Annotated in this window: 12 protein-coding genes; 5 read left to right on the top strand and 7 right to left on the bottom strand. The window is 67.5% G+C overall.

Going from position 1 to position 14,801, the window contains the following annotated elements:
• Positions 1-127: 127 nt before the first annotated feature.
• On the bottom strand, positions 128-1,021 hold the full coding sequence (gene ku / locus ACU5AX_RS07940; RefSeq protein WP_446690346.1) for a non-homologous end joining protein Ku: 894 nt from the start codon (positions 1,019-1,021) through the stop codon (positions 128-130).
• Positions 1,022-1,133: 112 nt separating this feature from the next.
• On the opposite strand from ku, the gene pdxH reads away from it, so the two are divergent.
• Genes pdxH through ACU5AX_RS07925 form a run of 3 tightly spaced genes read left to right on the top strand, consistent with a single transcriptional unit; the run spans position 1,134 to position 3,461 of the window.
• Positions 1,134-1,712, top strand: a complete 579-nt coding sequence (gene pdxH / locus ACU5AX_RS07935) for a pyridoxamine 5'-phosphate oxidase (RefSeq protein ID WP_446690345.1) — start codon at positions 1,134-1,136, stop codon at positions 1,710-1,712.
• Entirely contained in the window at positions 1,709-2,662 is a 954-nt protein-coding gene (locus ACU5AX_RS07930; protein ID WP_446690344.1) for a cation diffusion facilitator family transporter, read from the top strand. The genes pdxH and ACU5AX_RS07930 overlap by 4 nt, the downstream gene beginning before the upstream one ends.
• Position 2,663: 1 nt before the next feature.
• Positions 2,664-3,461, top strand: coding sequence for a PhzF family protein (locus tag ACU5AX_RS07925; RefSeq protein WP_446690343.1), 798 nt, complete (start codon positions 2,664-2,666; stop codon positions 3,459-3,461).
• Positions 3,462-3,498: 37 nt separating this feature from the next.
• On the opposite strand, the gene mnmA is transcribed toward ACU5AX_RS07925, so the two are convergent.
• Positions 3,499-4,602, bottom strand: a complete 1,104-nt coding sequence (mnmA, locus tag ACU5AX_RS07920) for a tRNA 2-thiouridine(34) synthase MnmA (RefSeq protein ID WP_446690342.1) — start codon at positions 4,600-4,602, stop codon at positions 3,499-3,501.
• A 144-nt stretch (positions 4,603-4,746) separates the two neighbouring features.
• On the opposite strand from mnmA, the gene ACU5AX_RS07915 reads away from it, so the two are divergent.
• Together ACU5AX_RS07915 and sciP are read left to right on the top strand one after the other, a co-directional pair.
• Positions 4,747-4,992, top strand: a complete 246-nt coding sequence (locus ACU5AX_RS07915; protein ID WP_198354385.1) for a hypothetical protein — start codon at positions 4,747-4,749, stop codon at positions 4,990-4,992.
• Between the two features lie 119 nt (positions 4,993-5,111).
• Positions 5,112-5,411, top strand: coding sequence for a CtrA inhibitor SciP (gene sciP / locus ACU5AX_RS07910; RefSeq protein WP_198354386.1), 300 nt, complete (start codon positions 5,112-5,114; stop codon positions 5,409-5,411).
• Between the two features lie 97 nt (positions 5,412-5,508).
• On the opposite strand, the gene ACU5AX_RS07905 is transcribed toward sciP, so the two are convergent.
• From ACU5AX_RS07905 to ACU5AX_RS07885, 5 genes are all read right to left on the bottom strand, one after another.
• The gene (locus ACU5AX_RS07905) at positions 5,509-6,630 is read right to left on the bottom strand and encodes a Ca2+-dependent phosphoinositide-specific phospholipase C (RefSeq protein ID WP_446690341.1); all 1,122 of its coding nucleotides are present in this window, start codon (positions 6,628-6,630) and stop codon (positions 5,509-5,511) included.
• Positions 6,630-9,287, bottom strand: a complete 2,658-nt coding sequence (locus tag ACU5AX_RS07900; protein WP_446690340.1) for a TonB-dependent receptor — start codon at positions 9,285-9,287, stop codon at positions 6,630-6,632. The genes ACU5AX_RS07905 and ACU5AX_RS07900 overlap by 1 nt, the downstream gene beginning before the upstream one ends.
• Positions 9,288-9,390: 103 nt before the next feature.
• On the bottom strand, positions 9,391-10,410 hold the full coding sequence (locus ACU5AX_RS07895; protein WP_446690339.1) for an alpha/beta fold hydrolase: 1,020 nt from the start codon (positions 10,408-10,410) through the stop codon (positions 9,391-9,393).
• A 75-nt stretch (positions 10,411-10,485) separates the two neighbouring features.
• Positions 10,486-11,586, bottom strand: a complete 1,101-nt coding sequence (locus tag ACU5AX_RS07890) for a pectinesterase family protein (RefSeq protein ID WP_446690338.1) — start codon at positions 11,584-11,586, stop codon at positions 10,486-10,488.
• A gap of 62 nt (positions 11,587-11,648) precedes the next feature.
• Positions 11,649-14,753, bottom strand: coding sequence for a TonB-dependent receptor (locus tag ACU5AX_RS07885; RefSeq protein ID WP_446690337.1), 3,105 nt, complete (start codon positions 14,751-14,753; stop codon positions 11,649-11,651).
• Positions 14,754-14,801: the final 48 nt, after the last annotated feature.

Below are 14,801 nucleotides of genomic sequence, written 5' to 3'. Positions count from 1 at the left end.
TGCCCACGTCCAAAACCCTCCGTCATCCCTGCGAACGCCGGGACCCATGTCGCCCCGAGCGCCGAGGCTGCTGGTGTTCCGTGTCCATGGGTCTCGGCTTTCGCCGGGATGACGTAAGGGGAAGCGCTCAGGCACGTTTCTTGGCCGGAGTTTTTGCCGTCGGCTTTTTAGCCGGTGCCTTGGCGGTGGTCCGCTTCGCCGGTGCCTTCTTCACCGGTGCCGCCTCCGCCTTGCCGCCCTCCATCGACTTCTTCAGCGCGGCCATCAGGTCGACGACATTGTTGCCGGATCGGCCGCCGTCTTCATCCTTGTCCTCGATGATCTTGCGGCCCTTCGCCTTGCGCTTGCGCTCAATCAGGTCCTTCAGCGCGTCGACGTAGCGGTCGTGGAATTCCTGGGGGTCGAAGGCGCCCGATTTCTTGTCGATCAGCGCCTGCGCCAGATCGAGCAGGTCGGGGTCGGGCTTGCTGTCGGGAATTTCGCGGAAATAGCTTTGCGCCTTGTTGACCTCGTCGGCGTAGCGCAGCGTCTCCAGCACCATGCCGCGCCCGCACGGCTTGAGGCTGACGACATATTCGCGGCCGCGCAGGGCGAGCTGGCCGAGCCCGACCTTCTTCGACCGCTTCAACGCCTCGCGCAGCACGATGAACGCCTCTTCGGCGAGGTCGTCGGCGGGGACGACGAAATAGGGTTTCTCGTAATAGATGACGTCGATCTCGCTAGCGTCGACGAACTGGGTCAGCTCCAGCGTCTTCTTCGATTCGAGCTTCACCGCGTCGATCTCGTCCTGCTCGAGCAGCACGAACTCGCCCTTCGACACCTCATAGCCCTTCATGATCTCGTCGGTGTCGACGGGGCCGATGCCGGTGACGACCTTCTCGTAATGGATCGGCTTGCCGCTCGGTTCGTGAATCTGTTTGAACGACACGGTCGCGCCGCTGCGCGTCGCCGCATAGATCTCGACCGGGATCGACACGAGGGCGAGTCGGATCTGGCCTTGCCAATAAGCGCGAGCGGGCATGCGGGCAGCCTTGCAACGTTGCGGAAGCGATTCAATTCGCTGGCGAAACTCCGGTTCCGTCGCGATTGCGCCGACCTGTGACACGGACCGGGTTTTCGGCTAGGGGCGGCGCATGGCCGACGACCCTTTTTTGATGTTCGACGCGTGGCTGGACGAAGCCAAGGCGAACGAACCCAACGATCCCAATGCGATGGCGCTCGCCACCGTCGATGCGGCTGGCCAGCCGTCGGTGCGGATGGTGCTGCTGAAGGGGCACGGCCCCGACGGCTTCGTCTTCTACACCAACCGCGACAGCCGCAAGGCCGGCGAACTCGACGCGGTGCCCAAGGCGGCGCTGCTGTTCCACTGGAAGTCGCTGCGCCGCCAGATCCGCATCGAGGGCGCGGTCGAACGCGCGAGCGATGCTGAGTCAGACGCCTATTTCGCGACGCGCGGTCGCGATTCGCAACTCGGCGCCTGGGCATCGGACCAGTCCCGCCCGCTCGACAGCCGCGCGACCTTCGAGGCGCGGTTCGAGGCGATGAAGCAGCGGTTCGAGGGGCAGGACGTGCCGCGGCCGCCGTTCTGGGGCGGCTATCGCGTCGTCCCACAGGCGCTCGAATTCTGGCAGGACCGGGCGCATCGCCTGCATGAACGAAGGCTGTTCACTCGACAGGGGGATGGCTGGAGCGAAGGATTGCTGTTCCCATGACCCAGGACGAACGTCGCAAGCTGCTGCCGCTGGCGACGCGGGCCGCGCTGGCCAGCGTCGCCATGGCGTGCTTCCTGCTCGCGCTGAAGAGCTATGCCGCCTGGCAGACGGGATCGGTGGCGATGCTCGGCAGCCTCGCCGACACGGCGCTCGACCTGCTCGCCAGCCTCGTCACGCTCTACGGCGTGCGGCTGGCGGCGACCCCGGCGGATCACGACCACCGCTTCGGCCACGGCAAGGCGGAGGCGCTGGCGGCGCTGTTCCAAGTCGCGCTGATCACCGCCTCCGCGGCGGGTATCGCTTGGCGCGCGATCGACGCGCTGGGCAGCGACACCGCCACGGGCGACGCGGAGTTCGGCATCGGCGTGTCGATCATCGCGATCCTCGCGACGATGGTGCTGCTCTGGTACCAGCGCCGCATCATCCGCGCGACCGGATCGGTCGCGATCATGGCGGACAACGTCCATTACCAGTCGGACGTTCTGCTCAACGGATCGGTGATGGTCGCGCTGGTCGTCGACCAGTATCTCGGCTTCCACAAGGCGGACCCGCTGTTCGGCATCGCCATCGCGCTGTGGCTGGCCTGGGGCGCGTTCCAGGCCTCGTCGACCGCGATCGACCAGCTGATGGACAAGGAATGGCCGGAGGACCAGCGTGCCGCCTTCCTCGACGTCGCGGCGCGCCAGCCGGGGCTGAAGGGCATCCACGACTTCCGCACGCGCCGGTCGGGCAGCCACGATTTCGCGCAATTCCATATGGAGGTCGACCGCGACCTGACGGTCGGCGCGGCACATGACATCGTCGAGAATGTCGAGCGCAGCCTGCGCAGCGCCTTCCCCAAGGTCGAGGTATTGATCCACCTCGACCCCGAAGGCCATGTCGACACCGACAATCCGCTGGTCGAGGCGGACGTGACGCCACACTGGTTCGGCAAGCGGGTAGGATACTGACATGCGGATACCGTTTAGCCAGATCGATGCGTTCAGCGACGCGCCCTTCGGTGGCAATCCGGCGGCGGTGATGCCGCTGTCGACCTGGCTGGACGATGCGACGTTGCTCGCCATCGCGGCGGAAAACAATCTATCGGAAACCGCCTTCCTCGTGCCCGACGCGAGCGGCGAGGCGGACTTCGAGCTGCGCTGGTTCACGCCCGCGGCCGAGGTGCGGCTGTGCGGCCATGCGACGCTGGCCAGTGGTCATTTCGTGCTCACCTCGGGCGAGCCGCGCGACGCAGTGCGCTTCCGCACGCGGCAGGCCGGCGTGCTGACGGTAACGCGCGAGGGCAGCGGCTATGCCCTGGCGCTGCCCGCGTGGAAGCCTGCGCCGAGGCCGTTGCCGGCAGTGGTGGCAGCGCTCGGTGTCGACAACGTCGTCGAGACGCTGTGGCGCGAGGGGGGCTACGATGTCGTCGTGCTCGAATCCGAGGAGGCGGTGCGCGCGGTGCAGCCCGACTTCCGTGCCCTGGCGGCGACCGGCGAACATCAGGCGATCGTCACCGCGCGCGGCACGGATACCGACATTGTCAGCCGCGTCTTCGTGCCCGCGTTCGGGATTGACGAGGACCCGGTGACCGGATCGGCGCATGCGGTGATCGTGCCCTATTGGGCGGAGGCGCTCGGCCGCGACCGCTTCACCGCTACTCAGGCGAGTGCACGCGGCGGCCGGCTGACCTGCCGGCTCGACGGCGACCAGGTGGTGCTGGGCGGCGCTTGCGTAACCGTGATCGAGGGCACGTTCCTGCTGCCGTGAACTTCCTCAAGCCCCTCCCCTGAAGGGGAGGGGCTGCTTAGGCCGCCGCCAGCGCCGCTTCGGTCCCCGCGATCCAGCCGCCGCCGAGCACGCGGTCGCCGGCGTAGAGCACTGCCGCCTGACCCGGCGCGACGCCATATTCGGGAACGTCGAACACCAGCCGGTCGCCGACCATCTGTGCGGCCACCGGCTTGGCCATCGAGCGGACCTTTGCCGACAGCGGGCCGTCCAGCGGCCCCAGCACGTTGAGGTCGGTCAGCCGCGCCGCCGCCACCGCCAGCGCCGCCCGCGGGCCGACGACAACGCGCTTCGCCGCCGCCTCCAGCCGCACGACATAGAGCGGTTCCGCGGTGCCGCCGATCTCCAGCCCGCGGCGCTGACCGACGGTGAAGTGGATGATGCCGCGATGCTCGCCCAGCTTGCGGCCACTGAGGTCGACAATGTCGCCCGCGGTATCGGTATCGGGACGCAATTTTCTGACCAGACCGGCGTAATCGCCATCGGGCACGAAGCAGATGTCCTGGCTGTCGGGCTTGCCCGCCACCGCCAGCCCCATCTCCGCCGCCAGTTCGCGCACCCGCGCCTTGGGCAGGTCGCCGAGCGGGAAGCGCAGGAAATCCAGTTGCTCCTGCGTCGTGCCGAACAGGAAATAGCTCTGGTCGCGGGCCGGGTCAGTGCCGCGATGCAGTTCGGCACCCGCCGGCCCCTCGATGCGGCGGACATAATGACCGGTGGCGAGGCAATCCGCGCCGAGATCGCGCGCCATCTGCAGCAGGTCGGTGAATTTCGGTCCGGTGTTGCACTGGACGCAGGGGATCGGGGTACGGCCGGCGAGATATTCGTCGGCGAACCGATCGACCACCGCCTCGCGGAAGCGGCTTTCATGGTCGAAGACATAATGGGCGATGCCCAGCCGGTCGCAGACGGCACGGGCGTCGCGGATGTCCCGCCCTGCGCAACAGGCGCCGGCGCGGCCGACCGCCTCGCCATGGTCGTAGAGCTGGAGCGTGACGCCGATCGTCTCCGCCCCGGTACGCGCGGCGAGCGCGGCGACTACCGAGCTGTCGACCCCGCCCGACATCGCCACCACGATCCGGCGCGCGGTCTCGGGACCCGCCAGCTGAAAATCCACATCGGTCATGATCCGCCCGCCATAGCGCTTTTCGTCGCTCACCGCAAAGCAGGCACGGGTCGCGCAGTTTTGGGAGCGAGCTTTACCGACCCTTCACCACGTCTGCCGTAGAGCCAGCATTCCTGACGATACGAGCGAGTGGGGTAGGGCGCGTTGGATCTGAGTTTTCCCGGTTTCGACAAGGATGCGGAGGTCACCCGGCTGCCGGGCGATCTCGCGGTCCTGATGGTCGGAATCGCGGCACGCCAGAATGCCAGCGCAACCGCGACCGCGCAGGCACGATTTGGCCGGATGTACGGTGCGATGCGGCGGCTGCAGCCCGCCTCGGGCGCTTTCAACGGTCAGGTCGCGTCGCTGCTCGCGCATTGGCACGATTCCGAACAGGAGCCGGGCGAGTGACGAGGTAACACACATGAAGGGCCCGTTTACCGCGGCGCTTCAGCCGTTCTTCAAGCGTGTCGATTAGGAAGCGTAACAGTTGTTGAAAGAGGCCTGCTGGCCCCGGTCGAGGTTGAGTAATGATCGAGAACCAGAAAATCCGTCCTGCCAAGGTTATCGGCCCGCTCGGCGAGTCGCTGACCCTGGACTCCCTGCCGCCGCCGTCGACGACGCGCTGGGTGGTGCGGCGCAAGGCGGAGGTGGTGGCCGCGGTCAACGGCGGCCTGCTGACGGTGGACGAGGTGTGCGAACGCTACGGCCTGACGGTCGAGGAATTCGCCAGCTGGCAGCGCGCGATTGATCGATCGGGCATGCCGGGTCTGCGCGTCACCCGCATCCAGCATTACAAGTCGCTGTACGAGCGCCAGCAGAAATACTGACCGCACGCGCGTCCTGAGGGACGCCGCAACCGGCCCGCGTATCCCCGGTCAAACCGGGCGATGCGCGGGCCGGCGTCGTTTCACGCAAACCGCTCGGTCAGGGGCGGAGCACGCAGCCGGCGGGCAGGCGGACCGGATTGCACCGCGCCATCACGCCGCCGGGCAGCGTCACGGCGAAGTGCAGACCCGCCGGATCAGGCGCACCGGGATAATAATCCGTACTCACCGCCTGCGCGCCGCTTGCCGCGGCAGCGATTGCCTTGGTGTGATCGCCCTGTCGCGCCTCGATGGTGTTGGCGTCGGTGCGGGTACGGACGATGACGCCTGCTTTCACCCAGTCGCGGATCCGTGAACCGTCGGTGACCGGATCCTGGACGATCTGGATCGCCGATTCCGGCTGATCATCGGCATACCAGCCGAACATGGCGCGCCCCTTCAGCGAGGGATGGCCGGTGCGATAGACCTCGGACACGGCAGGCCGGACGTCGAACAAGATGAACACCCGCCCCCGGGCCGCCGCCAGCGACGGCCAGCCACGGCCGCGCACCGCGTCGCGCAACGTCGGCGCGGAGCCGCGCACCTCGTCGGGGGTGATCAGCCGCCGTCCCGGCAGCGCGTTGCGGATCTCCGCATCCAGCGCATCGAGCAAGTCCGCATTGTCGAGCGGCAGCGGCGGGCTGATCTCCGGTCGCTCCGATGGCGTATCGGCGGCGTTGATCGTGATCATGATTGGCAGATGCCGCGGATGCGCACGCGACCACGCGTCGATCTCGCCGAGGCAGCGGGCGAGCGTCACGCAGGTTGAGACATAGTCCACATCGGGGACATGGAAGACCTTAAAACCGGGGCGACGCATCGCTGCTTGATCAAAGTGGCTGTCCTGACCCGCCACCTGGGCCAGCGCCTCGCCCTTGGGGTTGACGTAGCGGCCGCCCGCGGGATCGGCGAAGATGTCGATCTCAACCTGGCGGACGCCGAGGTCAAGCTGGCGGGCGAGCGGCAGATGGTAATAGTCCAGCGCGTCGGCCAGCTTCCCGTCGCGGGCGCGAAGTGCAGTCATCACCGCCGGGGGGATCGCCGCCTTGAAGCTGTTGTGCGAGCCGACGACCTGGATGTCGTTCATCCGCAAGGTGGACGGCGGCGCGGTGTCGCCGGCCAGCGCCGCAGCGGCGCTGGCGGCGGCGAGCGCCAGGGTGGGAAGCAGCAGGGCGCGCATCATCAGAACTCCGCGCGGGCGCCGAACAGGATGGTGCGACCGTAGTAATTGATCTCGCCGAACCGCTTGGGATCGTCGTTGTAGGTGTAGAGTTTGGCCCCGGCGAGGTTGATCCCTTCGACGCTGAACAGCAATTTGGGGGTGACGCGCAGCGACAGGCTGCCGTCGAGCGAACCGAAGGCGTCGGTATAGGTCGGCGCCTGCGTCGTGCTGCCCGTGCCCGACAGATACTGGTCACGCCAGACATAGGAGACGCGCGCCGAAACGGGGCCGTAATCGTAGAAGCCGACGACGTTGAAGCTCTGCTTCGACAGGCCGAGCAACTGGTTGCGGATCGTCCGCGCACCGGCGGTGTAGAGCGCGTTCACCGAGGTATGCGTGTACGACGCCTGGAAGCCGAGGCCGTCGAACGGCTTGGGCAGGAAGGTGAAGACCTGGTTGTACGACGCCTCCGCGCCATAGACCTTGGCGTTGCCGCCGTTGACCTGGGTGCTGAGCAGCACGGTGCCGCGGTTGGGGATGGTGATGTTGACGTTCTGCGCGGTGATGTAATCGTCCATCGCCTTGTAGAAGACCGCGCCGCTCAGCGACCCGTGCGGGTTGAAATACCATTCCAGCGAGCCGTCGAACTGCGTTGCCAGGAACGGGTTGAGCTGCGGGTTGCCGCCGCTTGCGGTCTGTGCGTCGGTCGACACGGTGATGCGCGGCGCGCTGTCGGTGATGTTGGGGCGGGTCAGCACGCGGCTGGCGGCGAGGCGGCCGACGAGGGTGGGGGTCAGCTCGGCGCGCAGGTTGAAGCTGGGCAGCCAGTCGTTGAACGTCTTGGGATAGCTGACCGCGGTCGGCGTCGATCCGGTGGTCAGCGTGCCGCTCGCCACCTGGTCGGTATGGACGTAGCGGACGCCGATATTGCCGGTGACCGGCACCGACCCGGCCTGGAACCGATAGTCGGCGCGCAGATAGGCCGCCGTGACCTTCTCCGTCGTGACGAAGGAGGAGCGGAGGTCTGCCGCGGTCAGCGGCGCGTTGGCGATCGTCTGGTTGAACAGCGCGTTGTAATAGGTCTGCGTCACCGGCACGATGAAGCTGCGCGGCGCATTGCCCGGCACCCCCGACAGGAAATCGTCGAACGGCAGCTGTTCATAGGCCGGCGTGCCGAGGCTGGTCAGCGGCTGCCCGTTGGCGGTGTTGACGATATAGTCGCGGCGCGCATAGTCGCGCTTGCGCCAGTGATATTCGCCGCCGGCCGCGATCTTGCTGAGGAAGCCGTCGAAATCGTGGCCGATGTCGAGCCGGCCATAGGCGTCCCAATCCTTGCTGTTCTTGGGCGCGATGTTGAACGGATAGACGACGTAATTGGCCGGATTGGTGACGTCGACCGGCGTGGTGAAGGTCGGCAGCACCTTGTAGCCACCCGACGCGTCATAGGTCAGCGGCGCGTTGAAGAAGGCGCGGCTGCGCACCGTCCCTTCTGCGTTGCTGGGGTGGTAGCTGTGCGCCGACGACCAGCTGCCATTCGCCGCGACGTGCCAGGCGTCGCGATCCCAGGTCTGCTTGAGGCCGATGGTCAGAAGGTCGTGGCGGTTGAGGCTGTATTCGCGTGACGCCATGAAGCGAACGCGGTTGATCGTCGCGGCGACCACGGTGTTGCCCTGGATCACCGCGCTGCCGGGGACGATCGCGGTGTTGGGATCGTCCGGATAGATGTCGAGGCCGAATTCGTCATAGGCGACGTCGAGCCGCGTCGCGAGCACGTCGAGCGTCGTGCGCAGTTCGGGCGTCGGCTGCCATTCCGCCGAGACGAGGCCCGACAGCCGCTCGCGATGTTCGGTCTCGATCGTCGGGCGCGTGCGGGTCGGCGTGTACAGCCCCGACGGCAGACCGCCTGCCGCGGCCGAGGTGAATTTGTCGAGGTTCCAGCCGAAGTTCAGGAAGCGGTCGTTGCGGACGTCCTTGGCCCAATATTGCCCGGCGGCGAGCAGGCCGAAGGTGCCGTCCGGCGACTTCCAGCTGGTCAACAGCGTCGCATTCGGTTCGACGCGGTGCGTCTGCGTCGTGAAGGTGTAGCGTGAATTGAGCGTCGTGCGGGTGCCGACGTCGAGCGGGCGGAAGGTCTGGACATCGATGTTGCCGCCCAGCGCGCCCTCGTTCATGTCGGCGGTGGGCGTCTTCACCACGTCCATGCGCGAGACGAATTCGGCCGGCAGCATCTCGAAGCGGAACTGGCGGCCGTTGGCGCCGCCATTCTCGATCAGGTCGTTGAGCGCGACGGTGCGGCCATTGACCAGCGTGTTCTGGAACTGCGGGCCGAGGCCGCGGACGCTGACGTACAGCCCTTCGCCGCGGGGGCGGGTGATGGCGACGCCGGGCACGACCTGCAGCGCCTCGGCGACGTTCTGCGCCGGGAATTTGCCGATGTCGGTGGAGGCGATCGAATCGACGCCATAAGCGGCGCGACGCTTGACCTCGGTCGCCTCGGCGAGGCTGCGCGCATAGGAGCCGGTGACGACGATGTCGCCGTCGGCGTCGTTTGCCGCGCTCTGTGCCGCGTCGTCGGCATCGGCCACTGGCTGCTCCTGCGCCTGGGCCTGAGATGCGGCGAACACAGCCGCGAGCGTGAACGGCAGCGTGGCGCCGAGCCGGCGCGAAATCCTGGTCATGATGGTTCTCCCCCCGGCGTATCGCCGTTGGGCCGCGCGCTAGAGACGCTTTGTTACGGACCAAAGTAGAACCAATGACAATTCGCTGACATGGGTCGCGATCTCAATCGCTTGTCCGGGAACGGCGATAGGAGTTGGCGATCAGGGCTGCCGTGGCCGCGGCGCCGGCCAGGGCGAGGCCGATGCCGATGGAAGCGCCGGCGCGACGGCCGGGGGGTGGTTCGACGGCATCGGCCAGCATCGCCGGGTCTTCGGTAAACAGCCGGGCGAGGTGACGCGCCACCGCCGCCGGATTTTCCCGCGGCGCGAAATGGCCGACGCCCGACAATAGGACCATCGCGAAGGGCCCGGCAAATTTGCCGGGCACCGTCTTCGTCGCGGACGGCGGATTGACCCCGTCGACCTCACCCTGGACATAGAGCGTCGGGACGGAGAGGGTGCGGGTGTCCCTGACCTTGTCGGCCAGCCAACGGCTTGCCGGATCGGGATCCGCCTCGTCCCAGCGCGCGCGATAGCTGTGGATCGTCACCGCCGGCCAATCGGGATTGTCGAAGGCGCGGGCAACGCGCTCGAAGGTCGCTTCGTCGAACCAGCCCTTGGGCGACCAGTTGACCCAATGGATATGGGCGAAGCCACGGCGGTCGTCGCGCACCGCCTGCGCGCCGCGCTCGGTCGCCATGAACCAGTGATACCATTGCCGCTGCGCCTGTTCGAACGGCGGCGTCGGCATGCCGCCGAGGCGGGGCGGCGTGCTGAGCATGGCCAGCCGCGTCACCCGTTCCGGCCAGCCGACGGCGAGCGCTTCTGCGGCATTGGCGCCCCAATCGTGCCCGGCGACCATGAAACGGTCGATGCCCAGGTGATCGAGCAAGGCGATCGCGTCGATGGCGAGGATCGCGCTGTCGCCGGTGCGCGGCGTCTCCTCGGCGAGGAAGCGCGTCGCGCCAAAGCCCCGCAACGTCGGCACGATGACGCGGAGCCCGGCCTCGACCAGCGGCGGCACCACTTCGTCCCAGGCGGAGGCATCGTCGGGCCAACCGTGCAGCAGCAGCACGACCGGCGCTTCCGGTGCTCCTTCGTCGCGATAGGCGATCTCGAGCCCACCGATGTTCGCTGTCGGCACCGTTCGTCTCCCGTGGTTCGCGTCTGCAAACCGGCGACCAGCCCGATCGTTGCCGCGGGTCGAGAGCCGTCGGGCTCAGCCTGAGATGGAACGCGTCGCGAGGCGCCGGATACGGGCCGCCGCCGCGGCGGACAAAGCGGCCAGGCGGCGGGCGGCATGGGCACCGGGACCGCGGCTGCCAAATTCGCCGAAGCGGGCGTCCTCGGGCTGGAGCATATGGCGGGGGTTGCCGCTGCGATCGGTGTACCACATCTCGGTCCAGCCGGCCGGCGCGATATGCGCGTCGAGCCAGCAATCGAGGAAGGCCGCCATCCCCGCCGCATCGGGATTGCCATATTGGCCATCGGCGAACTTCTTCGACGGCCGCCACGGGCGCGCCAGGAAGACGCTGCCGTCGGCGACGCCCGGGTCGCGGGTCAGCCGGCAGCGATCGAAGACGAGGCCGATCGGCTGCGCGCGCAAGGTGCTGGGCGCGGCGATATAGCCGCGCATCTGCTGCGGATCGGGACGCAGCCGCGAGCGGATCTCACATTGGTCGAACAGCGCCGATCCCGCGCCGAAGATGAAGTCGTAGCTGCCGCTGACCATGCAGCCGCTGAGCGTGACGCGGCCGGCGTCGGGGAAGAAGGTGTCCTGGTGGCTGTGGATGTCGACCGCGTCGAGCCGCGCAGCGTCGCTCCCTTCGGCGAGGCGCAGCGCCACCGCCTGCGGCCCGGCCGGATCGTCGGATAGCAGCCGCGCGCCGGTCTTGCGCATCTCGGCGATGCCGTCGAAATCATTGGCGATCGTCAGGTTTCGGGCGGTGAAACCGGCGGCCGTGACGGTCAGCGTCGCGGTGCGATAGGTGCCGTAATGCTTGCCGTCCGGCGCGATCATCCCCGATGCGGCGGTGAAGGCGATCCGGGTGCGCTGCCGATCCTCGCCGACCAGCGCGACGCCGGGCACGTCGACGACATGCTGGCCCAGCCAGTCGCCGCGGGCGAGCCAGAGGCGATAGCCGCCGGTCCGCGGCGCCGCGGCGAGCGCCGTACCGAGATCGGCGAAGCGGCGCCCGGCGGGCACGTCGCGTCGCGCCGCCGGGGCGACCACCGCATCGTAGCGCGCCGCGGCCGCCGCCGCCCTGCCGAGCAGCCCCGTCGCGATGCCGCCGATGATCCACTGCCGGCGATCGATCATGTCCGTATCCTCGTTGCACAAAGAGGCGCGGCCCTGGGGAAGGAGAGGCCGCGCCGAGCCGGTCAGAAGGCGTAGCGCACACCCAGATAGAATTGCCGCCCGGTATGGCTGTTGACCAGGATGCTGTCGCGATTGGTATCGGTGAACTGCTGATTGAACTGGTCGGTGAGGTTCAGGCCCTCCAGCGTCAGCTTGATGTGGCTGTTGAACGCGTAAGAGATCGAGGTGTCGAAGGTCAGCGTCGAGCGCACGCCGTCGGCGTTGTTGAAGCTCGTTCCGCTCGGCACCGCGGTCAGATAATTGTCGCGGTAGGCGGCGGAGACGCGAGCGCTGAACTTCTTGTCCTCATAATAGAGCGTCGCGTTGAACGCATTCTTCGACAGGCCGGTGAGGTCCGCCTCGGTAAAGCCGGTCGCCGACAGCGTCGAGAAATAGCGGATCTTGGAATCGACGAACGTGTAGTTGAGCAGCGTGCCGAAATTGGCGAGCGCCCCGGGCAGGAAGCTGAACGGCTGCTGATAGTTGATCTCCAGCCCCTTGAGCGGTCCGCCCGGCGTATTGACCGGCTGGCTGAAGGTGAACTGGTCGTTGGCCGACACGCCGAGCCCGTCGAGCAGCGAGGTGGGCAGACCCGAGGCGCTGAACGGCTGGGTGATCCGTGCGGTCTGGATGAACGACTTGATGTCCTTGTAGAACAGGCCGACGCCCAGAAAGGCGCGCGGCGCGAAATACCATTCGGCGGACAGGTCGAGCGTATTGGCGCGGATCGGTTCGAGCTGCGGGTTGCCCGAACTGACGGAGAAGACGCCGACGGTGCTGAGGCTGCCGCCCGGCGTCACCGAGCCGAGGTTGGGCCGCGTCATCACCTTGGCCGCGGCAAGGCGGACGAGGAAATCGGGCGTCACCTCTGCGGTCAGGTTCAGCGCCGGCAGCCAGTCGTCGTAGGAGCGCGTCACACTGACCTGCTGCGCCGCGCCGGCGACGAGCTGATAGCCGCGCGACGTCTGCTGCGTATGGACGTAGCGCACGCCGATGTCGCCACGGATCGGGATGCCGACGTCCGCCTTGAAGTCGGCCTGGACGTAGCCGGCGGAGTCGATTTCCTGCACGCCGCGGATGTTGCCGCGCGCATTGGCGTTGCTCGCGCCGCTCAGCGCGAACAGGCCGGTGTTGCTGTAGATGTCGAACAGCTTGGCGAAGGCGTCGATATTGGGCGTGATCCACGACGAGACGTTGCCTGAGGGACCGCCGAGGTTGCGGCCGAAGCCGGTGAGCAAGGTGGTCAGCGAGGCGAGGCTGGTGCCCGCGGGCAGTTGCGGCACGACACCCTCGTTGACCCGGGCGAGCGCGTCGGAGGTGAAGCGATAGCGTTTGACGTTGCCGCCGACCTTCAGCGTCAGCCCGTCGTTGAGCGTGTAGGCGAGGTTCGCCTGCGTGGTCAGGATGGTGTTGTCGACCGAATTGGGCCGCAGCCGGATCTCGGACCGCGGGATGCCGAAGCCGAAGCTCGCCGGATCGTTGACGTCGAAGCCGTAGTTGATCAGCGGCAGATTGCGGTCCGGCCGATAGTCGTAGCTATAGCCGTCGGTGTTCTCGCGGTTGATGATCACCGTGGTCTGCACCGGATTGTCGAAGAACGAGCGCGAATAGCCGATCAGCGCGGTCAGCTTCAAAGCCTCGCCGAACTTCTGTTCGCCGGTCAGCGTATATTGCGTATATTCGGTGCTCAGCTCGTCGCGGCGGGTCTCGCTCTGGATGTCGACGTCGTTGAACACGCCATAGACCATGTCGCCCTTGCCGTTGATCTCGCCGTTGAGGGCGATCGCCTCGGGGCGGCCGCCCTGCGACAACGGGCGGGCGAAGGACAGATTCTCCAGCCAGTTCTCGGTGCGGGTCGCGGAGAATTTCGAATAGAGGACGTCGGCGCTGACCAGGGTGTCGCTGGTCGGCTGCCATTGCAGCGAGCCGGTGATGCCCAGTCGCTCCTGATCGTGGGTCAGCCGGCCGTAGCGCGGGAAGCGCGGGCTGTAGGTGGTCACCGCATTGGCCGCGGCATAGGGCGAGGCGGGATTGTAGCCGCCGACGTTGGTACCGTCGAGCCAGCCGCCCGAGCCATGCCCTTCCTCGAAGATCCGCCGCTTGGTGTAGGAGGCGGAGACGAGCGCGCCGAGCGTGCCGCCGGCGAAGGTGTCGCTGATCACCGCGCTGAGCTTCGGGTCGACCTTCTGCGACAGGTCGTTGTAGCCGGCCTGGGCCGAGGCGACGAAGGTGAATTTGTTATAGTCGAACGGCCGCGCCGTGGTCAGGTCGACCGTCGCGCCGAGCGATCCCTCCTCCGTCTCCGCCGAGGCGGTCTTGCGCACCGCGATCGAGTTGAACAGCTCGGAGGCGAAGACGTTGAAGTCGAACGCCCGGTTGCGGTTGTTGCCGCCGGAGCTGTCGGTGCCGCCGGCGGTGCTCTGCCCTTCGACGCCGTTGACGCGGACGCGGGTGAATTGCGGGCCGAGGCCGCGTACGGTGATCTGGCGGCCTTCGCCCGCATCGCGCGCGATCGACACGCCCGGCACGCGCTGGATCGATTCCGCCAGATTGTTGTCGGGGAAGTCGGCGATGTCCTCCGCCTTGATGACGTCGACGATGCCGTTCGACTCGCGCTTCTCGTTAAGCGCGCGGCCCAGACTGCTGCGGAAGCCGCGGACGACGACGTCGCCCTCGCCGTCGGGCTGCGTCCCCGCAGCCTGGGGCGCGACGTCGGTCGGGTTGTTCTGCGGCGGGATGGCGCCGCCCTGCTGGTCCTGCGCCACCGCCGGGCTGGTCTGCGCGACCCGTTGCAGCACCGGCGGCGGTACCAGCTGCGCGACCTGACGGCGCTTGAGGACGATCGAGCGGCCCACGGTAACCGGTGTCAAATCGGTGCCCGACAACAGCTGGCGGAGTGCCGCCTCGACCTCCATCGACCCCTCGATCCGCTTGACGGTCAGGCCCTGCGTCACCGCGGCGGGGGCGAGGATCTGGATGCCGGCCTGATGCGCGAACAGCGGAATGCCGGTGCGCGCGGTCTGCGCCGGAATGTCGAAGCGGCGGACCTGCGCCTCGGCCGCCGACGGCAGCGTCGCGACGCAGGCGAAAGCGGTGGTCCCCAGACAGAATGCGCGCATGTCGATCATCGTCCCCTCCTGTGCGGCGCCCTGTTGTCGGTGCGCTCACCAGGTAAG

This window comes from Sphingomonas benefaciens, from assembly GCF_052907485.1.
The sequence above is the reverse complement of the archived record's forward strand: the minus strand, read 5'-3'. Positions and strand labels throughout refer to the sequence as shown.